The organism is Martinezella sp. CNPSo 3964, assembly GCF_057784375.1.
Map to the genome: position 1 here is coordinate 61,872 of NZ_JBXSOW010000009.1, position 20,294 is coordinate 82,165.

Below are 20,294 nucleotides of genomic sequence, written 5' to 3' on the forward strand. Positions count from 1 at the left end.
GGCATCGCATGGCACCGCGCATCCTTGTCGCTGACGACGAACCGAATATTCGCGACGTGATCTGCTTCGCGCTCGACCGCGCCGGCATGAAGACGACGACCGCGCGCAACGGCACCGAGGCCATGATGGCCTTTCACAAGGGCGGTCTCGACCTCATCGTCCTTGACATCGGCATGCCTGAGATGGACGGGTTGGAAGTCTGCCGCCGCATCCGCAAGACATCGAACCTTCCGATCCTCTTCCTGTCGGCGCGCGACGAGGAAATCGACCGGATCCTCGGCCTGGAAATCGGTGGTGACGATTACGTCACCAAGCCCTTCAGCCCGCGCGAGCTGGTCGCCCGGGTCCGGACCATCCTGAAGCGCAGTGGGCATGGCTTGGAAGCGGATGCGAATAGCAGCTCCGTTGCCATGGGATCGCTGCGGCTCAATCGCGGCGGCCGCACGGCGAGTTTTGCCGATGTGCCTCTTACCCTGACAGCACTCGAATTCGCGATCCTCGACACGCTGCTGACGCGCCCGGAGATGGTCTTCAGCCGCGATCAGCTGATGGAGGCAGCCTATGGTGTCGACATGCAGGTGGCCGATCGCACCATCGACAGCCATATTCGCAATCTCCGCGCCAAGCTTTCGGCCGCCGGCGGCAGGGGCATCATCGCCACGGTGCACGGCATCGGCTTCAAGCTGACGGCAAACATCGAAGGAAGCGCCTGATGCGCGCGCCACGGGTGAAGTCGAAATGGCGACCGCCTCTCGCCCTCATCGTCTATGCCGTGCTTCTGACCGTGATGATGCTACCGGTCTTGACCGTCATATGGTTTCGCGTTGTGCGCGCCGCCTCCGGCGCCATGGCGCCGGCGGAGATTGCGACACTTGCCGCGGTTCTGATCCTGACCCTCATCGTCGCCTATGTTTTGACACGCACCCTGACCGTGCCGATCAACGCATTGATCGCGCGCACGGACGAGATCGCCCGCGGCGGACGCTCCGCAATCCGGCCGCTGGAAATCTACGGCACGCGCGAGGTCGCGACACTCTCGCAGAGCTTTCTCGATCTCGCCGGCAAGCTGGTCGATCATTCAGACTACGTCCGCTCCTTCGCCGCCCACGTCTCCCATGAGCTGAAGTCGCCGTTGACCTCGATCAAGGGCGCAGCGGAGCTGCTGCGCGACGATGACGACACCAATCCGATGAGCCTGGAGCAGCGCAACCGCTTCCTCCAAAACATCATCGCCGACACCGAGCGGCTGGACCGGCTCCTGTCGCGCCTGCGCGAACTGGCCAAAGCCGAACTTCCATCCGAGCGAGGATCCACCAGCCTTCGGGACATCGTCGCCCAGCTGGAGATACAGTTTCGCCAACTGGCTATCAGTGACGAAAGCAACGCCGAGGAAATACTGGCGCTGCCCAGCGAAGCGGCAGGCATCATCTTCAGCAATCTGGCCGAAAATGCCTTTCAGAACGGCGCCACGACCCTTGCGATCAAGGCAAGCGACGAGGGACGACGGACGACGATCCGGGTGCGCGACAATGGGCACGGCATTGCCGACGGCAATCGGGATCGCATCTTCGAGCCCTTCTTCTCAACTCGGCGGGACGATGGCGGCACGGGCATGGGCCTCGGGATCGTCAGAGCGATGCTCGCTTCGCATGGGGGTAGCATCGAATTGCTCGATAGCGGCAAGGATGGCACGGCCTTTCAGATCGTCCTTCCAAATGCGGCCTGAAAGGGAATAGGCGCGCTCCGCCATGATCTGGCGGCAATAACAAAAAGCGGCCGATGGCTGAAACCACCGGCCGCTCCACTGTTGTAAGATCGGGAGCCTACGCCGCCTGTGACTGCGCCTGAGCTTCCAAAGCCATGGCACGCGCCGTGACGAAATCGACCTTGCCTGAGCCGAGAACCGGCACCTTGCCGACGGTCACTTCAGCGGGAACCATCATTTCCGTGGCACCCTTGGATTTGGCAAAGGCCAGGAAGTCGCTTCGTGTGGCGTTCGGCGCATCGGTCAGGAGTACCAAGCGCTCGCCCTTCTTGGCGTCAGGCACGGCCGAGACGACGCTCAGCGCGCCCGGCCAAAGTTGTGCGGCAAGGGTTTCCATCGCAGCGAGCGAGATCATCTCGCCGCCGATCTTGGCGAAGCGCTTGGCGCGGCCGCGGATCTTGACGAAGCCGTCCTCGTCGATAGTGACGATGTCGCCGGTATCGTGCCAGCCTTCCGGCAGGGGTTCGAGGACACCGGGATTGTCGGCGCGCAGGTAGCCGGCCATCACATTGGCGCCACGGACGACAAGCCGGCCGCCTTCGTCGATGCCGGGAACCGGCTCGAGCTTCCATTCCATGCCCGGCATGATCTTGCCGACCGTTCCCGTGCGATTATACATCGGCGTGTTCAGCGAGATCACCGGAGCAGCCTCGGTGACACCATAGCCTTCCAGGATGCGCAGGCCGAATTTCTCCATATACACTTCGCGGGTCGATGCCTTCACCGGCTCGGCGCCCGAGAAGATGTAGCGGATCGATCTCAAGTCATAAGGATGCGCGGTGCGGGCATAACCATTCAGGAACGTATCCGTGCCGAAAACGATGGTCGCGTTCGAGACGTAAATCAGCTCCGGCACGATGCGGTAGTGCAGCGGCGACGGATAGAAGAACACCGGCACGCCCGAGACCAGCGGCAGGATCGTGCCCGCCGTCAGGCCGAAGGAATGGAACATCGGCAGGACGTTGAACACCTTGTCACCGGGGTGGAAGTCGATGCGCGAAGCGGCCTGGGCAGCGTTCGACAGGATATTGCGGTGCGTCAGCACCACGCCCTTCGGCGCACCTTCCGAGCCAGAGGTAAAGAGGATCACAGCCGGATCGTCCGCGGTGCGCTTCACCAGCGGCCGATACTTACGCGTGAGGCCGACGATCTTGTTGAGGAAGGTCACCTGCGTGCGCAGTTCGTCCAGCCAGACGAATGTCACATGTTTTTCGAGTTCTTCGACCACTGGGCCGAGCTTGGCTTGCGTGATGAAGGCGCGCGAGCAAAGCACATGCTTGACCTCGGCCGTCCGGCAGGCGGAGAGGATGTTGGCAGCGCCGGCCGTGAAGTTCAGCATGGCCGGAACCTTGCCCGCCGACATGACGCCGAGGACGGTTGCGGCCGTGCCATTGGCGTTCGGCAGCATGACGCCCAGCGTCTTCTCGTTGGGGAACATCTTCTTGAACTTGGCGCCGAGTACCGCGGCGCCAGTCAGGAGCTTGGCATAGGAGAGCTTGCCGGCAATCGGATCCTCGACAGCGAGCTTCTTGCCGCCATATTCGTGGGCGCTTTCGATGACGCGGCCGAGGACGGTGTTGTTCGTATCGGCGGTGCGGAACATCAGCGCCGACATGATCTGATAGAGAGCGGCACCGGCGGCGATACGACGCTTCCTGCCCTTGAGTTCTGCGGGAACGTCGAGCTTGACCGGCTCGAGGATCGTCACCTTGACCTTAGGGAAGAGGCGGCGGCGCACATGGCTTGAGGTCAGGTAGGAGGCGTAGCTCTTTTCCAGGCCGTCGATGCGGACGGGCACGATCATCGCGCCGGTCTTGTCGGCGACCATGGCGGCACCGTCATAGACCTTCATCAGCGTACCGGTGACGGTCAGGCGACCCTCGGGGAAGATGCCGACCGGGCTGCCGTCCTGGATGACCTTGATCAGCGAGCGCGTCGCCATGGGCTTGGTCGGGTCGAGCGGCAGGAACTTGCACATCTTCAAAAGCGGCCGCACCCACCATTTCTTGGCAAATGCAGTGTCGATGGCAAAGACAGGCTCTTCCTCGGTGATGGCAAGCGCGAGCGCACCGTCAAGCAGGCTCACATGATTGAGCGCGATGATCGGCGCCGGGCCGGCCTTGCGGATGTTTTCCAGACCCTCGACTTCCAGCCGCATGAAGGCGCGGAAGATGATGGAGATGAGATCGCGGAAGGCGTTGGTCGGCAGCATCTTCAGCATGAGCCAGGCAATCGCCACGTTGAGCACGGAGATGCTGAGGATGATGACCGGGATCGACAGACCCACGGCCTGCAGCACGGCGACAAGGGCGAGGCCAACCGCGATGAAGAGAGCGGAGAGCACATTCGAGGCGCCGATGACACGGGCGCGGCGATCCTCGTTTGCCCAGCTCTGCATGGCCGAGAAGGTCGGGACAGCCAGGAAGGCACCGCCGATTGCCATGCCGGCGAGATCGATGGCAACACGGATGGTCTTCGGCCCGGCAAAGAAGGCAAGAATGGTTTCGGCGTGGCTGGTCGACTGCAGGCCCCAGAGGTTCCAGGCGAGATCAAGGCCGAAGAGCGCGACTATCAGCATGCCGATCGGCGCCGGCAAAAGCACGATGCGGCCGGCAGCCATCCATCCGGCAATGGCCGAGCCGATGGCGACGGAGATGGCGAAGATTGCCAGATAGGCGGGAACGACGATTTCCGAGCCGCCGAGAATATCGGTGACCATGACCGGCAGCATCGACATGATGAAGGCGCCGACGAACCAGAACCAGCAGTTCATCAGCGAGGCGCGCCAGATGCGGCTATCGGCACGAAGCTCGTTGACCAGTCTATAGCTGGAGCGCACCACATTCTTGTCGACGACGAGATCAGGCGCCTTGGAACCGGTCGAAGGGATCATGCGGGCGGAGAACCAGCAGAGAATAGAGAGCCCCATCATCATCGGGCCGAAGATCCAGACATTTTCGCCCTCGCGGAAGGCGACCGCCGCGACCATTGTGCCCGTCAGAATGGCGATGAAGGTGCCGCCCTCGATCCAGGCATTGGCCTTGGGGAGATCCCGGTTTTCCAGGTGATCGGGCAGGATGCCGTATTTGATCGGCCCGAAGAGCGAGGAAATGACGCCGAAGCCGAAGAGGGCAAGCATCAGGATCCAGATCGAGGAGAAGGCAATGCCGACGACCGAGATCGCCGCCACGAGAAGCTCGCAGCGCTTCAGAAGCTCCGCCATCTTGGCCTTGTCGTATTTGTCGGCAAGCTCGCCGGCAATCGCCGACAGAAGCAGGAACGGCACGATGAAGATGCCGCCGGCAAGCGTCACCAGCGCCGCGCCCTCTGTCGCCATCTGCGCGAGGATGACGAAAACCAGAGTTTGCTTCAGGAAATTATCATTGAAGGCAGTCAGGAATTGCGTCCAGAACAGCGGAGCGAACTTCCTCGATCTCATCAGGTGCTTTTGCATGGCGTATCCCTCATTCAGCCAACAAGACGCCACAGAGTTGTTACGCAAAGGTTGAGCGCGGATACAACTCTGCAGCGTCGTTAATAAAGATTAGTCCTGACCGTCACGATTGAACTTAACCAGAAGCTTCTCCGTGCGGGCATCCTCTACCTTGCGGATCAGCTTGTCAGCCTCGCTATTGTCACGGATCGTCTTGGTGACGTTGACCGCCGTCTGCACCAGCATCAGGATGCCCATGGCGAGATAGCCTTTGCCCCAGAGATCGATCGGCATCATGTAGAGGCCGACGAGCAGCATGAAAGCGGCAGCGGCAAAAGAGATGTAGGAGAAGCTGACCCAAGCCTGGGAATGTTTCTGGAAGCTGTCGTTCATGATCGTATCCTCTCGATGATCTAATGTGTTTGATGTGTTCGTTTTCAGGCGGCTGAATTCATACGCTCACGCAGGCGGGCCAGCACGTCGTCGGCAGACGGGCCGAGCGGTGCGCCGCAACCGGCATTGGCGAGTTTTTCGATGATATGTGCCTGCCGGCTGGCGGCATCCATTTCCTTCATGGCCGAGGCTGCGATCTCGCAGCGGCTCTGATAGGCCTGAAGACGGGCAAGCGTTTCCTCGGCGTCGTCGAGCGTCGCCAAGCCGGAATTGTCGTCGCAGGCGGCATTGAGCTTCTGAGTCTGCTCGGTTGCACGCGCCAGGCGTTCGCCGCGCTGCAATTCCTGTAGCCGCGCTTCCGATGTGCGAACGGTTGCCTTGAGCTTGCCGATCGTCTGGCCAAATTGCGCCTGCGCCTTCTCCGACGCATCGCGCTCGGCTTCGAGCTGGGCGATCGCCTCGGCCGCCTCCCGGGCCAGCTCGTCGCTGCCCTTCTGCAGGGCGGCAACGGCGCGTGTTTCCAGATCCGTAATGCGGCCGGCGACCGCTGCGTGACGGCTTTTTTCCTGCTCATTCTGTGCAATGGCAATCGCCACTGCCCGCCGTGCCGATTGGATGGCGCTGGCCGCCTCGCGGATCTGCTGCGCCAGCAGCGGCACGGCGTTCCGATCGATGAACGCCTGCTCCGCATCGAAGGCCCGACCGCGAATAAGCGTCAGAATTGAATTGAACATTTGTCGTCTCCCGTTTATGAACGATGTTCACAAAACGATGTATGCCAGAATCATGAACGGCGTTCAAGGAAAATTTTGAACAACGTTCAAAAAATCGAACTGGAATTGAAAATGGCGAGAAAAACACTGGAAAAGCGCGAGGATCTGAAGCTCAGGCTGATCGAGGCGGCGCGCAATCGCATCGCGGCCGACGGGCTCTCCAACCTCAGGGCGCGCGATGTCACACAGGATGTCGGCTGCGCCCTCGGTGGTCTCTATACGGTCTTTGCCGATCTCGACGATCTTGTCATTCACGTCAACTCGGCGACATTGAAGGGGCTCGAAGCCTCCCTGACGTTGGCGGAAGTCAAGGATCACACGCCGACGGATCGATTGCGCAATCTCGCGCGCGGCTATCTGCGCTTCGCAGTCACCCACCGCAATCTATGGAAGGCTCTTTTCGACCATCGACCGCCGGATAACCGGCCGAGCCCGGAATGGCATCTGGAGGAGCATATGTTCCTGATGGGCGTCATTGCCGAGCCACTGGCCGAATTGCAGCCGAACATGTCGGAGACGGCGCGCGCCATCCGCGCGAGAACCCTGTTTGGTGCCGTGCATGGCGTCGTCAGCATCAGCCTTGAGGGACGGTTTGTCGGCCTGCCGATCGAAAGCTTGGAACAGGAGCTCGACGATTTCATCCTGACGGTCGCGGCCGGCGCTGCGGCGAGACAAGGCTAGCCGGAATCCTGGCAATCATGGGCTCGAGGGCGCATAATTCCGGATGTCGCCGAAAGCGTAGCCGCGATCGCGCAGCTTGCGGATCAGCGACTGCAGGTTTTCGCGGCCGTTGAACTGATCCTGAAACATCTGATCGTGCATCAGCAGGATCATCTTTCCGCGCTGCGTGAAGCGACCGTATTGGAATAGATGGTCGATCTCGTTGACCAGATGGTCCACCGACTGAACCGGCTTGCCGTCGTCGCTGTGCACCCATTCGAAATCCCAGCCGTAGAGATAGAACCCCGCCTCGGCGACAAGCTCGTAGTCAAGCCATTCGCGCTCCCATTGGGCGACGTTGATGGAGAGATCCTCCCGCGACACGGTCGGAAGCCGGAAGACGTCCCTACCCGGCAGCCGCGCATTGACGATCGGCTTCAAGCCGAGCACCTGGTTGGCGTGCAACATGTCGGCAACCACGGCCTGGGTGTTGGAATAGTATCGTCTGTAGCGATTATTGGCGTGGCTGTAGCTGTGATTGCCGACCGTCACCAGCGGCATCGCCTTGGCTTCGGCCAGAAGGTCGCGGCCGGCGGGGATGGTTTCCACGTGCAGGCCGACCATGAACATGGCGGCGGGAACATTTTCCTGGCTCAGCACGGAAAGGACATTTTGCGTTCCCGGCAAGGGCCCATCATCGAATGTCAGGTAGATCGTCTTGTCCGCCGCCTGGGCGGAGATGGCGCAAGCCGCGGCAAGGATGCCGGCGAGCAAGCATCTGAAGACCGCCTTCCACAGTTGATTCAATCCGTCCAAGCCAACCGCCTCCCGCATGATCGCTGCAAACTGGCATATCGGATTGGACAAGAAAAGCGCCGCGAATGCGACAAAAGCAAAGGGCGCTCTACCCATTTCTGGGGAGCGCCCTTGCTTTTTAACCCGGACAGCGAACACCGACTCGACACAAAAATGTCAGCGCGGCAGGCCATCGTTACAGGTGATGACGTGCAAATAATAGCGAATCACACCCTTTGCAAGGGTAAACTTCGAAAAAGTCGAAGTTCCACCACATGGCAAAAACCATGTGGCATCATTCGCACATAGGAGCGGCGCCTTGGCGGCCGTCACGCAGCCTGCAACGCCGCATCACGCGGGATCTCGACGTCGATCTCCAGCATGGAGACGTCCTTGTCGCGATCCATCTTCACCTGCACCTTGTCACGGTCGACCTGTACATGCTTGGCGATGACGGCGAGAATTTCCTCTCTCAGCACGGATACGAGATCCGAGCCCACAGAGGCGCGCTCGTGGGCAAGGAGGATCTGCAGGCGCTCGCGCGCCATCGGTGCAGATCTCTGCTTGCGGAACAGTCCGAAAATGCTCATGCGGCCCTCCTTGCGAAGATTTTGCCGAAGATACCCCGCTTCTCGCCTGGGATGGTGATCGGCACTTGCTCGCCGGCAAGACGGCGTGCGGCTTCGAAATAGGCAAGCGACGGCGCGCAGCGCGCATCGGCAAGCGTAACCGGCGAGCCGAGGTTGGAAGCGCGCAGGACGTCCGTGCTTTCCGGGATGATACCGAGCAGCGGAATGGAGAGGATTTCGAGCACGTCGTCGACCTTCAGCATGTCGCCGCGTTCGGCGCGACCGGCATCGAAGCGGGTCAGCAGAAGATGCTTTTCCATGCGCTCGCCGCGCTCTGCCTTCAGCGTCTTGGAGTCGAGCAGGCCGATGATGCGATCGGAATCGCGCACCGACGAGACTTCCGGGTTGGTGACGACGACGGCAACGTCGGCATGACGCATGGCAAGCGTTGCGCCGCGCTCGATGCCCGCCGGGCTGTCGCAGATCACCCAGTCGAAATAGTTCTTGAGCTCGTTGATGACGCGCTCGACACCCTCGGGCGTCAGATTGTCCTTGTCGCGGGTCTGCGAAGCCGGCAGGAGGAAGAGCGTCTCCAGCCGCTTGTCGCGGATCAGCGCCTGCGGCAGCTTGGCATCGCCGTGAATGACGTTGACGAGGTCATAAACCACGCGGCGTTCCGCGCCCATGACCAGATCGAGATTGCGCAGGCCGACGTCGAAATCGACCACGACGACCTTTTCGTTTCTCTGTGCCAGAGCCGCCCCCAATGCGGCCGTCGAAGTTGTCTTCCCAACTCCGCCCTTGCCCGATGTGACGACGATTACCTTGCCCATCTCGCTCTCCTGTTTTGGCCGGCTTCGGCTCAGATTAGTTTTTCAGCCATGATCGTTTCACCATCCAGCCAGAGCTGGACAGGCTGCCCTCTGAGGCTGGGTGATACGTCTTCCGCCATTTTGTAGATTCCATCGATCGCCAGAAGCTCAGCCTCGAGCTTGCGGCAAAAAATTCGCGCCGAGGCATTGCCGATCGAGCCCGCCATGGCGCGGCCGCGAAGGGCGCCGTAGATGTGGACCGATCCGCCGGCGATGACTTCCGCGCCTGATGCCACCGAACCGATGACGGTGACGTCACCTTCCGGAAAGATCACCGACTGGCCGGAACGCACCGGCTCGCGGATGATCAGCGACTGCGTGACCGGCCGGATTTCCGGCGGCGGTGCCTTGGGTTCGCTGTTGCGGCGCTCCACCACCGGCTCGGCCTCGGAGACCTCGAAATCAGCGGCAGGACGCCCGCCCTTCAGGATCGGCGGCATGCCAGGCCCTGATATCGACGGGCGACCGCCCTCGATGCCCATGATGCTGACATTGCGGGCCGAAAGCTCTGATATCAGCTCCTTGAGCTGCGCCTTGTCGATCGGCAGATCGGTGATGTCGAGCACGACCGGCCGCCCCAGAAAGAAGCCGGCCGAACGGGCTGCTAGATCGTCAAGCCTTGTCAACCACTGATCCAGCGGAAGATCCGGCGAAAGCATGACCGCAAGAAATGAGCGGCCCTTGATACGGATCGAACGAGCGTCTGTTAGCACTTTGGTCATCTATGTGAATAAATCGTTGATCCTGTGTACCGCTCATATGGTTAACAAGTGGTTAATACTGGGCTTCATTCGCGCCCGAACCGCCCCATAAAACAGCGATGCTCGCGAGTGCCGAAGGCTCGTTCGAACCGGGGTCGTAGACGCATGGAGCGGCGAAAATCGCAGCTCCTGCAAGGAGAAGAATGATAGCCTTCATGTGATCCTCCATGCGCAAGGCATGACCTGCCCTGCCTGAAATTCGATGTGATAAAAATTAACGATTCTGCGCGCCGCACCTTTCCGGCGCGGCGCGCAATTGCGAGGCGTGGGTGATTCTCAGGCGAGCTTCAGCTCGACATTGATGTTGCCGCGGGTAGCCTTCGAATATGGGCAGGTCTGATGTGCCTCTTCGACCAGCGTGCGTGCGAGCTCCGGCTCGATGCCGGGCATGCTGACGGTCAGGCGGGCCTGCAAGAAGTAGGCGCCTTCCGTGGTGCCGAGGTCCACTTCTGCATCGACAGCAAGATCGGCCGGAAGCTTGACCTTGCGCTTGCCCGCGGCAAGGCCCATAGCGCCAATGAAGCAGGCTGACCAGCCGGCTGCAAAGAGCTGCTCGGGATTGGTGCCGGCATGGGCGCTGCCCGGAGGCGAAAGCTTGACATCCAGCTGATTGTCATCGCTGCGGGCAGAGCCATCGCGGCCGCCGATGGTGTGGGTCTTGGCGGTATAGAGAACCTTATCGATCTTGGTCACGGAACACTCCTTTGTTGCGTCGCCCGCTCTGTTGTGGCGTGGGGCAACGTCTGTTGACGGAGTTGTTTTTGATGGATCGACGTATCCGGCATGTTTCCGAAATCGCCGGAAGTGTTACAAAACGTAGAGCCTAACAGGCCGGATACAAACGCTTACAAATCGCCCGAAAATCTTTTGAGACCGATCAGGAAATAACGACCTCGGCTGCAAGACCACCGCCTTCGCGATTGTAAAGCCTCACGGAACCGCCCAGCGTCTGGGCGAGCTGCTGGGCAATCGCCAGCCCAAGCCCAGCACCGCCGGTGTTGCGGTTGCGCGATTGCTCCAGCCGGAAGAAGGGCTGCATGGCCGCCTCGATCTGCTCCTGCGGAATGCCGGGGCCACGGTCCAGCACCGTTATAGTGATCTGGCCCGTCTCCCTGCGTTCCACCGCGATTTCCGCCGCGCCGGCGAATTTCAGGGCATTGTCGATGAAGTTGGTGAGGATGCGACGCAGCGCATGCGGCTTCGTTGTCGCCGTCCCCTGGATGAGGCCGAGAATCTCGACGGATTTGCCGGTGTCCTGATAGTCGTAGCTGATGCTTTCGATGAAGGAGGCAAGATCGATGCGCGCGCTCTTCTCGCCATTGCCATGGGCGCTGCGCGCATATGCGATCCCGTCCTGTACCAGACGCTCGATCTCGCCGAGATCCTGCAAAAGCTTGGTCTTCTCGGGCGAATCGTCGGCAATATCGGCGCGCAGGCGCATGCGGGTGATTGGCGTCTGCAGATCGTGCGAGATGGCTGCGAGAATCTGCACGCGCTCTTCAAGATAATGCGCGATCCGGTCGCGCATCGCGTTGAAGGCCTTGGCCGTATGCGCAACCTCGCTTGGCCCCCGATCGCTCAATGCCGGCCCCTTCTTGTTTGGGTCGAGGGCATCGGCGGCGGCGGCGAATTCGGCGAGCGGCCGGATCGCCTGTCGCACCGCAAACCAAGTGCAAAGGACAATCAACAGCATCTGCACGACGAAGACATAGGGCAGCCAGGCCGCAATCGGCATAATGCCCTTCGGCGTGACATCGATCGTCAGCGGACTGCCATCGCTCAGGTTAAGATGCGCCTGCAAGCGCATGACGGGGCCTGGTATCGATTCCATTGTGATGGGAAAGCGATGACCGACGGCATCCTCGATCTTGGAGGCGATTTCTCCGCCACGGACCGACGTATCCGGCACGCCGGGCAGGCCGTCGCCCAGTTCGAAATTGTAATTGCCGCGACTCAGCCAATCGACGAAGTTCGCCCGCTCATCCGCCGGCAGACGATCAAGGACTGCGATCGACGTTGCAACATCGCTCTCCAAGGTGCCGAGCATGACGGCCTTGGCCGACATGTAGCGCTCCAGATAGAGCACGCTGAAGGACAAGCCGTAGGCGATCGCAAGCCCGGCAAGCAGGATCAGAAAGATGCGCGAACGCAGGGTTCTGGGCCACCACGGCCGGTGACCTGAGAGGTCGACCATGCTCATGAGCGAAGCTCCGCAATTTCCACCGGAACGGAGAAAACATAGCCTTCGCTGCGAACCGTCTTGATATACATCGGCTCGCGTGCATCATCCCCCAGCCGCTGGCGGAGACGGCTGACGAGCAGGTCGATGGAGCGATCAAAGAGATCGGCGTCGCGGCCCTGCGTCAGGTTCAGCAGCTGATCGCGATTGAGCACCCGCTGAGGGTGGTCGATGAAGACGCGCAGCAGACGATATTCCGCGCCGCTGAGCGTGATCTCCGTGCCGTCCTTGTCGAGCAGATGCCTCCCAACGGTATCGAGCCGCCAATCCCCGAAGACCAGCATCTGGCCGACTTCGCTGATCTGCAGGTTGGGCGGCAGCATGCGTGTGCGGCGCAGAACCGCCTTGATACGGGCAAGTAGTTCGCGAGCGGCGAAGGGCTTTGCCAGATAGTCATCCGCGCCCATTTCGAGGCCGAGAATGCGATCCATTTCATCATCGCGCGCCGTCAGCATGAGGACGGGTGTCGCCTTGTGCTTTCCGGCGCGAAGCTCGCGACACAACACAAGGCCGTCGTCTCCCGGCATCATCACGTCCAACACGATCAGATCGACCGAATTAGCCTCGAGGAAGCTGCGCATCTGCCGGCCGTCGGCAGCCGTCGTCGCCCGCAAGCCATTCTTTTTCAGATAGCTCGACACCAGCTCACGGATTTCCCGATCGTCATCCACGATCAGGATATGGTCGACATGTTCCATTTCGATTTCCCACTCATCATCGTAAGCATCAAGCTACGAATATTCTTCCCTTACGGCGCCAACAGCTAAAGGCGCCAGCTTAAGCCGGCGCCTTCCCGCACGCTACCGCTGAACTAGAAACGATCAACATCTATCACAGCCTGGGCGAAAGCCTGCGGGGCCTCCTGGGGCAGGTTGTGGCCGATGCCGCCGGTGATGGTGCGGTGCTCGTACTTGCCCGAGAACTTGCCGCGATAAGCCGACGGTTCCGGATGCGGCGCGCCGTTGGCGTCGCCTTCCATCGTGATCGTCGGGATCGAAATCACCGGCCCGGTGGCAAGCTTCTTTTCATAGGCATCGAACTTCGCTTCGCCCTCGACGAGATCAAGCCGCCAGCGGTAATTGTGGATGACGATATCGACATGATCGGGATTGTCGAATGCGGCGGCCGAGCGATCATAGGTAGCGTCATCGAAAGCCCATTGCGGCGAGGCGGTGTGCCAGATCAGCTTTGCGAAATCGTGGCGATTTTCCTGGTAGCCGAGACGGCCGCGCTCGGTGGCGAAATAGAACTGGTACCACCAGGCAAGCTCGGCCTTCGGCGGCAGCGGCTTGCGGTTGATTTCCTGGCTGCCGATGAGATAGCCGCTGACCGAAACCAGAGCCTTGCAACGCTCGGGCCAAAGCGCTGCCATGATGTCAGCGGTACGTCCGCCCCAATCGTAGCCGGCAATGACAGCCTTTTCGATCTTCAGCGCATCGAGAAGGTCGATCATATCAGCGGCAAGCGCGGCCTGCTGACCGTTGCGCGGTGTATCCTTCGAAAGGAAGGTGGTGGTGCCGTAGCCGCGCAGATAGGGAACGATGACGCGATAGCCGGCATCCGCCAAGAGCGGAGCGACATCGACGAAGCTGTAGATGTCATAAGGCCAGCCGTGCAGCAGCAGCACGACCGGACCGTTGGCGGGACCAGCTTCCGCATAGCCGACATTGAGCACGCCCGCGTTGATCTGCTTCAGCGCACCAAAGGAAGTGTGGGTGCCGGCCTTGACGGCAGGCAGAGCCGAAGCGGAAGCCTTGGTTTCCTGTGCGCCGGCGATGCCAGGCAGGCCGAACTCGGCGGCTGCGACAGCGATTGCGGCAATGCCGAAGAAGCGGCGGCGGTTGTGATTGATTTCGTCGGACATCTGTCTCTCCTGTGGATTGGATCGTGAGCTTAAGAAAGCCAGCCGCATGTATCGCCGATGTGTCGCAGACGGCCGCCTTTTGAATATCTGTGTAGCTTCAGGCCGCACAGATACAGTCTGATACAATCCGGTCCCTTTTCTCCCACCGCATCGGCAAGCAGCTGAACCACCAGCGAAATCGCACCCAAATCCGCCAGTTTGTATCGCAATGTATCGAAGCCGGGAACATCGACGTTTCGGTACATTCTCCCATCCAACCAGACACATTCGAGATACGTCGTCGACGGCAGATAGCGTCACTGCTGAACACGGCACGTCGCCGTTGGTAGCCGGTCAATCGCTTCTAAAGGAACAAGACGATGACGCTTCTCATCATTGCCTATCTCGGCGGTGCGCTGACGATCCTCAGTCCGTGCATCCTGCCCATCCTTCCCTTCGTCTTTGCCCGCGCCGGACAGCCTTTCGTCCGTAGCACGCTGCCCATGCTGGCGGGCATGGCGCTCACCTTTGCTGCTGTTGCGACCCTTGCCGCCGTCGGCGGTGCCTGGGCGATCCGTGCCAATGAATATGGTCGCCTCGCGGCAATCGTGCTGCTTGGACTCTTCGGCCTGAGCTTGATTTCACCGCGCATCGCGACTGCGCTTTCGCGGCCAGTCGTCGATCTCGGCAACAATCTCCTGAATGCCGCCGGTGCTCAGCGCGCGACTGCAAGCGTCCGAAGCTCCTTCGTACTCGGCATTGCGACAGGCCTGCTCTGGGCGCCCTGCGCCGGCCCGATTCTCGGGCTTGTCCTCACTGGCGCCGCCTTGAAGGGTGCCAATCTCCAGACGACATTCCTGCTGCTTGCCTATGGTGCCGGTGCTGCGACATCGCTTGCCGTCGCCCTCTTTGCCGGCGGCAAGATCTTTGCGCGCATGAAGCAGTCCCTTGGTGTCAGCGAACGCATCCGCCAGTTCGCGGGAGCGGCCGTTCTGGCCGGCGTTGCGGCCATCGCGCTTGGATTCGATACCGGGCTGCTCGCCCGCCTTTCCTATGCAAGCACTGGCTCGTTCGAACAGGCTTTGCTCGAGAAGCTGCACAGCAAGGCTTCGGCTCCGGAAACCGAGGTTGCCAGCAATAGCGCCATGAAGGTTGCAACCGACGCCAGACGCCCCTTCCGCAGCGACCTTCCCATCGAAGGCCCCGCCCCTTCCCTCGATGGCGCCGTCACCTGGCTGAATTCGCAACCGCTGACGACGGCCGAGCTTCGCGGCAAGGTCGTGCTGGTCGACTTCTGGACCTATTCCTGCATCAACTGCATCCGCACTATCCCCTATGTTCGTGCCTGGGCGGAAAAGTATAAGGATCAGGGTCTTGTCGTGATCGGGGTCCATGCTCCCGAATTCGCCTTCGAAAAGAACGTCGATAACGTCAAGAAGGCGATCGCCGACTTCAAGATCGGCTATCCGGTCGCAATCGACAACGACTACCGCATCTGGCGCGCCTTCGAGAACAATTACTGGCCGGCCCACTACCTGATCGATGCCAAGGGGCAGATCCGCTACCAGCACTTCGGTGAAGGCAATTATCGCCAGACCGAGCAGGCAATTCAGGATCTCCTGCGCGAAGCCGGCAGCGACATGGCCCAGAGCGGCTCGGTTATTCCGGATGCTAAGGGTGCGGAAGCAAGCCCGGACCTCGGTCATATCCGCTCCGGCGAGACCTATGTCGGCTATAGCCAGGCAACCGGCTTCGTCTCCCCCGAAGGCCTGAAGGCAGATACCGCGGCCGACTATTCCGTTGCCAATCCCGGCCTCAACCAATGGGGTCTGGCGGGCACCTGGACGGTCGGCCCGGAAGAGGCATCGCTGAACAAGGCAGGCGGTGGCATCAGCTACCGCTTCAGCGCCCGCGACCTGCACCTCGTCCTTGGACCCTCGGCTGACGGAAAGCCGATCCGCTTTCAGGTGACCGTGGACGGAAAGGCGCCCGGCGCCAACCATGGCTCCGATATCGACGCCGACGGCAATGGCACCGTGACGGCAACCAAGCTCTACCAGCTCGTCCGCCAGTCTGGAGACGTCACCGCCCGCAACTTCGAAATCCGTTTCCTCGATCCCGGGGTCCAGGCCTACGCCTTCACCTTCGGCTGAAATTCCCTCTTCACCCCAAGCATGAACCTCAACTGACAGGAGTTACACCCATGAAGACCCGTTTTCTTTCCCTCTTCGCCCTCGGTCTTGCCGCAAGCACTTTTGCCTTTGCCGCACAGGCAGCCGAGGTCAAGAACATCGTCATCGTCCACGGCGCCCTTGCCGATGGTTCGGGATGGCGCAAGGCCGCCGATATCCTTGAGAAGGACGGCTTCAACGTCACTGTGGTGCAGGAGCCGATTACCTCGCTTGCCGACGATGTCGCTGCCACCAACCGCGTACTCGACCTTCAGACCGGGCCGAGCCTGCTTGTCGGCCACAGCTATGGCGGCATGGTCATCACCGAAGCGGGCAATCGCCCAGATGTAGCCGGCCTCGTCTATGTCGCGGCGTTTCAGCCGGACAAGGGCGAGAGCCTGATCAGCCTCGCGAGCTCCAAGCCGGCAGGTAGCATGAACATCCGCGAGACCAAGGACGGTCAATATCTCTATCTCGATCCGGCGACATTCGCAGCCGACTTTGCCGCAGACCTGCCGAAGGACGAGGCCGCTTTCCTGGCGAGGTCGCAAGTCTTTGCATCGAAGGCCGCCTTTACCGCCAAAGTCGGCGATCCCTCGTGGAAGGCAAAGAAGAGCTGGGCCGTCGTCGCGACCAACGACCGCTCCATCAATCCGGACCTTGAGCGTGATATGGCGAAGCGCGCCGGCAGCGATGTCACCGAAATAAAGGGAAGCCACGCTGTCTTCGCTTCACAGCCGGAAAAGGTCGCGGCCGTGATCGAAAAAGCAGCCAAGGAAGCCGGCAAGTAAAGCAAACGGCCGGCGGCCCCATGAATGGGGCCGCCGTTTTCCCTTATGCGGGATCGTAGCGGCTGACTTCGATCCCGGAGCCGACCGGCAACAGAATGGACGTGATCCCCGGCTTGGCGCGAACGGCCTCGCCGTATCGCTTCACGTCCTCATTGCCGGGCATGAACATATTGTCGGCAACGATAATCGCGCCAGGATTGAGCTTCGGGTAGAAGGCTTCCAGGCAGGGAATGTAGAGATCCTTCCACAGGTCGACCAGAACGAAATCGACGCCGCCGGGAAGCGCCTTGATCATCTCCACAGCATCGCCGATCTGGAAATCAATATGCTCCGACAGCCCTGCCTTTTCGGCCATCTCCCTGGCAAATTCGGTCTTGTAGGCGTGCAGCTCCATTGAGATGAGCTTCCCGCCGCTTGCGCGCGCGGCTTCGGCCAACCAGATGCCGGAATAGCCGAAGGAGGTCCCAAGCTCGAGAATGATGGGCGCCTTGAGGCTTTTCGCCAGAATATTGAGCAGACGACCGGTCTCCGGTCCGACGGCGCGCAGGCGTCGATCCTGGCCGCCATCGCGCCCGCCTGCCGGAATTTCCCGTGGCTTGCTGTGCTCCTCGCGAATAAGCTCATGATAGGCTTCGAGAACGGCTTCGATGTTCTGGTCCATGGCAAACTCACCTTCCAAGCAATCGTTTCGATAATCTCCGAGGGAACATGGCTACCTCCCGATGTGGCGGCGCTCAAGCGCCATGAAGATTTATGTCCGAAACTTAATCTTTCCTCGGCGTTCCGCTGGAGGCGTTCTGCTCGCGGATCAGCTCAATCAGCGCCCGCAGCCGCGCCGGCATCTGGCGTCGCTGGGCGAAATACAGACTGAGCCCCGGATAGGGTGGGCTCCAATCCTCCAGCACGGAGATCAGCTCGCCGGCGGCTATGTGGTCGGCAACGGCACCCTCGCTGATATAGGCGAGCCCCGCCCCATCGAGTGCGGCGCTCAGCATCAGGTCGGAAGCATCGAGAATGAGGCTTCCCGGCGCATCAATGAGAATGGATTGACCGTGCCGCTCGAACTCCCAGCGATAAAGCTTGCCGCTCGCCATGCGGGCACGAATGCAACGGTGCTGCAGGAGATCGTCGGGAACGAGCGGGCGCGACCTGTTGCCGAAATAGGCAGGCGAGCCGACCACAAGCGAGCGCAGCGTCGGAAGGATGGGTATTGCGACCATATCCGTTGGCACGGACTCGGCAAGGCGCACACCGGCATCGAAGCCTTTGCCGATGACGTCGACGAGGGCGTTATCGGTGACGATCTCGATTTCGACATCGGGATAGCGCCGGCCATATTCGAGGATAAGCGGCGCAAGAAGTATGCGCGCGGCACCCGGCGCCATGTTGAGGCGAAGCGTGCCCGATACCGCACCGGAAGATAGGCCCGCATTTTCGATCGCCCTGTCGATCACAGCCAGCGCCGGAGCCACCTCCGCAACGAAACGTTCCCCGGCATCCGAGAGCGTCACGCTGCGCGTTGTTCTGTTGAATATCCGCACGGACAGGCGCTCCTCCAGCGCAGCAACCGCATGGCTGAGCGCGGAGGAGGACATGCCGAGCTCGCGCGCAGCCGCGCGGAAGCCGCCATGGCGCGCAACGGCCGCGATCGCCTCAAGCTCCGCCAGACTTGCCTTCATTGCGCGATTTTTCTCATCAGCCTGTCCATTTCTGTCCTACTAGACCGAACAGATAGCGCGTCTTACCTCTTTCGAAAAGATAAAGGAGACGCATATGCGCAGGATAGAAACCATCTATATCAACGGCAGCTTCGTTCGGCCGCACGGCACGGAGAGCGCCCCTCTTTTCAACCCGGCCACCGAAGAACAGATCGGCATCGTACATCTTGGCGACGAGCTGGATGTCGACAATGCCGTCCGCGCTGCCAAGACGGCATTTCCGACGATGTCGCAAAGCTCGAAAGCCGAGCGTATCGCCATGTTGCAAAGCTTGCACGATGCGGTCGCAGCACGTACCGCCGATCTCACCGACGCCATGCGCGAGGAATATGGCGCGCCGGCATCCTTCATCGGCTTTTCGGTGCCGCACGCCGCCGGCGCCTTCCTCAATATGGCGAAGACGCTCGAGACCTACGAATTTCGCCGTCGCATCGGCCACGCCGAAGTCGAGATGCGACCTGCCGGCGTCGCCGCCGCCATCACCCCTTGGAACAGCAATTATGGCTTTATCTGCAGCAAGCTCGCGACTGCCATTGCAGCCGGCACGACCATGGTGATCAAGCCCTCGGAAATGAGCGCGATCCAGACGCAGCTCATCACCGAATGCCTGCACGCGGCCGGCCTGCCGAATGGTGTCTTCAACATCGTCAATGGCTACGGCCATGTCGTGGGTGCCGCTCTCAGCAGCCATCGCGACATCGCCAAGATCAGCTTCACCGGTTCGACGGTAACGGGCCGGGCTATCCTTCAAGCCGCATCTGCGACCCTGAAGCGCGTGACACTGGAACTTGGCGGCAAAAGCCCGAACATCATTCTGGACGATGCCGAGCTCGATACCGTCATTCCGCAGGTCCTTGCAGCCGGCTTTGCCAATAGCGGTCAGGCCTGTATCGCCGGCACCCGCATTCTCGCTCCCGAAAGCCGGTTGGCGGAAATCCATGATCGACTGACCCAGGCAGTTGCGACGCTCAAGGTCGGCAACGCCAACGACCCGACGGTCAGCGTCGGCCCGATGGTCAGCCAGAAGCAGTGGGATCGCGTGCAATCCTATATCCGCCTCGGCCAGGAGGAAGGCGCCCGGCTCGTCGTCGGCGGCGAAGGACGGCCCGAAGGGCTCAATCGCGGCTGGTTCGTTCGCCCGACGATCTTCTCCAGCGTCAACAATGACATGAGGATCGCGCGCGAAGAGATCTTCGGACCCGTGCTGTGTGTTATCCCCTATCGTGATGAAGCAGATGCGCTCGAAATCGCCAACGACACGGTCTACGGCCTGCAGGCCTATGTCTTTTCCTCCGATGTCGCCAGGGCAAAGCGGATCGCCGAGCAGATCGACGCAGGCCGCGTCGTCATCAACGGTGCGCCGCACGAGCCGCAAGCCCCCTTTGGTGGCTTCAAGCAATCCGGCGTGGGCCGCGAATTCGGCGTCTTCGGCCTCGAGTCCTTTCTCGAGCCACGCGCCGTGTTGAGCTGATGCAACGAAGTCCCGGAGAAGCTTGATAGCTCTCCGGGAT

The 20,294-nt window shown here is 60.9% G+C and carries 21 protein-coding genes; 6 read left to right on the top strand and 15 right to left on the bottom strand.

The window, feature by feature from the left end:
- Positions 1-8: 8 nt before the first annotated feature.
- Positions 9-713, top strand: coding sequence for a response regulator (locus tag AC13Q5_RS25240; RefSeq protein WP_488503570.1), 705 nt, complete (start codon positions 9-11; stop codon positions 711-713).
- Positions 713-1,726: a HAMP domain-containing sensor histidine kinase gene (locus AC13Q5_RS25245; RefSeq protein ID WP_457879892.1), complete on the top strand. Its 1,014-nt coding sequence runs from the start codon at positions 713-715 to the stop codon at positions 1,724-1,726. Before AC13Q5_RS25240 ends, AC13Q5_RS25245 begins: the two co-directional genes overlap by 1 nt.
- A gap of 97 nt (positions 1,727-1,823) precedes the next feature.
- Here the strand turns inward: AC13Q5_RS25245 and AC13Q5_RS25250 are convergent, their stop codons facing one another.
- From AC13Q5_RS25250 to AC13Q5_RS25260, 3 genes are all read right to left on the bottom strand, one after another.
- Positions 1,824-5,219, bottom strand: a complete 3,396-nt coding sequence (locus tag AC13Q5_RS25250; RefSeq protein WP_488503571.1) for an acyl-[ACP]--phospholipid O-acyltransferase — start codon at positions 5,217-5,219, stop codon at positions 1,824-1,826.
- 90 nt (positions 5,220-5,309) lie between these two features.
- Positions 5,310-5,591, bottom strand: a complete 282-nt coding sequence (locus AC13Q5_RS25255) for a YiaA/YiaB family inner membrane protein (protein WP_015343372.1) — start codon at positions 5,589-5,591, stop codon at positions 5,310-5,312.
- A gap of 44 nt (positions 5,592-5,635) precedes the next feature.
- Positions 5,636-6,325, bottom strand: coding sequence for a PspA/IM30 family protein (locus tag AC13Q5_RS25260; RefSeq protein WP_488503572.1), 690 nt, complete (start codon positions 6,323-6,325; stop codon positions 5,636-5,638).
- A 111-nt stretch (positions 6,326-6,436) separates the two neighbouring features.
- On the opposite strand from AC13Q5_RS25260, the gene AC13Q5_RS25265 reads away from it, so the two are divergent.
- Positions 6,437-7,045 (top strand): TetR/AcrR family transcriptional regulator, encoded by a 609-nt coding sequence (locus tag AC13Q5_RS25265; protein ID WP_075856157.1) that lies wholly within the window; start codon positions 6,437-6,439, stop codon positions 7,043-7,045.
- A gap of 15 nt (positions 7,046-7,060) precedes the next feature.
- Here AC13Q5_RS25265 and AC13Q5_RS25270 read toward each other — a convergent pair whose 3' ends face one another.
- The 10 genes from AC13Q5_RS25270 to AC13Q5_RS25315 all read right to left on the bottom strand — a co-directional run bounded on the left by AC13Q5_RS25270 (position 7,061) and on the right by AC13Q5_RS25315 (position 14,369).
- Positions 7,061-7,840 (bottom strand): polysaccharide deacetylase family protein, encoded by a 780-nt coding sequence (locus AC13Q5_RS25270; RefSeq protein WP_488503573.1) that lies wholly within the window; start codon positions 7,838-7,840, stop codon positions 7,061-7,063.
- Positions 7,841-8,148: 308 nt separating this feature from the next.
- Positions 8,149-8,409 carry a cell division topological specificity factor MinE gene (minE, locus tag AC13Q5_RS25275; RefSeq protein WP_075856156.1) on the bottom strand — a complete coding sequence of 87 codons (261 nt, stop codon included), beginning with the start codon at positions 8,407-8,409 and terminating at the stop codon, positions 8,149-8,151.
- Positions 8,406-9,221: a septum site-determining protein MinD gene (minD, locus tag AC13Q5_RS25280; protein WP_075856155.1), complete on the bottom strand. Its 816-nt coding sequence runs from the start codon at positions 9,219-9,221 to the stop codon at positions 8,406-8,408. Before minD ends, minE begins: the two co-directional genes overlap by 4 nt.
- Before the next feature lie 29 nt (positions 9,222-9,250).
- Positions 9,251-9,982 (bottom strand): septum site-determining protein MinC, encoded by a 732-nt coding sequence (gene minC / locus AC13Q5_RS25285; RefSeq protein ID WP_488503574.1) that lies wholly within the window; start codon positions 9,980-9,982, stop codon positions 9,251-9,253.
- Positions 9,983-10,034: 52 nt separating this feature from the next.
- Positions 10,035-10,178, bottom strand: a complete 144-nt coding sequence (locus AC13Q5_RS25290; protein ID WP_488503575.1) for a hypothetical protein — start codon at positions 10,176-10,178, stop codon at positions 10,035-10,037.
- Between the two features lie 119 nt (positions 10,179-10,297).
- Positions 10,298-10,714, bottom strand: a complete 417-nt coding sequence (locus AC13Q5_RS25295) for an organic hydroperoxide resistance protein (RefSeq protein ID WP_015343380.1) — start codon at positions 10,712-10,714, stop codon at positions 10,298-10,300.
- A gap of 184 nt (positions 10,715-10,898) precedes the next feature.
- The gene (locus tag AC13Q5_RS25300) at positions 10,899-12,221 is read right to left on the bottom strand and encodes a sensor histidine kinase (RefSeq protein ID WP_075856152.1); all 1,323 of its coding nucleotides are present in this window, start codon (positions 12,219-12,221) and stop codon (positions 10,899-10,901) included.
- Positions 12,218-12,958: a response regulator gene (locus AC13Q5_RS25305; protein ID WP_075856151.1), complete on the bottom strand. Its 741-nt coding sequence runs from the start codon at positions 12,956-12,958 to the stop codon at positions 12,218-12,220. Before AC13Q5_RS25305 ends, AC13Q5_RS25300 begins: the two co-directional genes overlap by 4 nt.
- Before the next feature lie 113 nt (positions 12,959-13,071).
- Entirely contained in the window at positions 13,072-14,124 is a 1,053-nt protein-coding gene (locus tag AC13Q5_RS25310; protein WP_488503576.1) for an alpha/beta fold hydrolase, read from the bottom strand.
- A 29-nt stretch (positions 14,125-14,153) separates the two neighbouring features.
- Entirely contained in the window at positions 14,154-14,369 is a 216-nt protein-coding gene (locus AC13Q5_RS25315; protein ID WP_457879900.1) for a hypothetical protein, read from the bottom strand.
- A 114-nt stretch (positions 14,370-14,483) separates the two neighbouring features.
- On the opposite strand from AC13Q5_RS25315, the gene AC13Q5_RS25320 reads away from it, so the two are divergent.
- Together AC13Q5_RS25320 and AC13Q5_RS25325 are read left to right on the top strand one after the other, a co-directional pair.
- Positions 14,484-16,256: a cytochrome c biogenesis protein DipZ gene (locus AC13Q5_RS25320; protein ID WP_457879901.1), complete on the top strand. Its 1,773-nt coding sequence runs from the start codon at positions 14,484-14,486 to the stop codon at positions 16,254-16,256.
- 50 nt (positions 16,257-16,306) lie between these two features.
- Positions 16,307-17,065: an alpha/beta fold hydrolase gene (locus AC13Q5_RS25325; RefSeq protein ID WP_488503577.1), complete on the top strand. Its 759-nt coding sequence runs from the start codon at positions 16,307-16,309 to the stop codon at positions 17,063-17,065.
- A gap of 43 nt (positions 17,066-17,108) precedes the next feature.
- Here AC13Q5_RS25325 and AC13Q5_RS25330 read toward each other — a convergent pair whose 3' ends face one another.
- Together AC13Q5_RS25330 and AC13Q5_RS25335 are read right to left on the bottom strand one after the other, a co-directional pair.
- Entirely contained in the window at positions 17,109-17,726 is a 618-nt protein-coding gene (locus AC13Q5_RS25330; protein WP_488503578.1) for an O-methyltransferase, read from the bottom strand.
- 103 nt (positions 17,727-17,829) lie between these two features.
- Positions 17,830-18,744 carry a LysR family transcriptional regulator gene (locus tag AC13Q5_RS25335; RefSeq protein ID WP_488503579.1) on the bottom strand — a complete coding sequence of 305 codons (915 nt, stop codon included), beginning with the start codon at positions 18,742-18,744 and terminating at the stop codon, positions 17,830-17,832.
- A 94-nt stretch (positions 18,745-18,838) separates the two neighbouring features.
- On the opposite strand from AC13Q5_RS25335, the gene AC13Q5_RS25340 reads away from it, so the two are divergent.
- Positions 18,839-20,254: an aldehyde dehydrogenase family protein gene (locus AC13Q5_RS25340; protein WP_488503580.1), complete on the top strand. Its 1,416-nt coding sequence runs from the start codon at positions 18,839-18,841 to the stop codon at positions 20,252-20,254.
- Positions 20,255-20,294 lie beyond the last annotated feature (40 nt).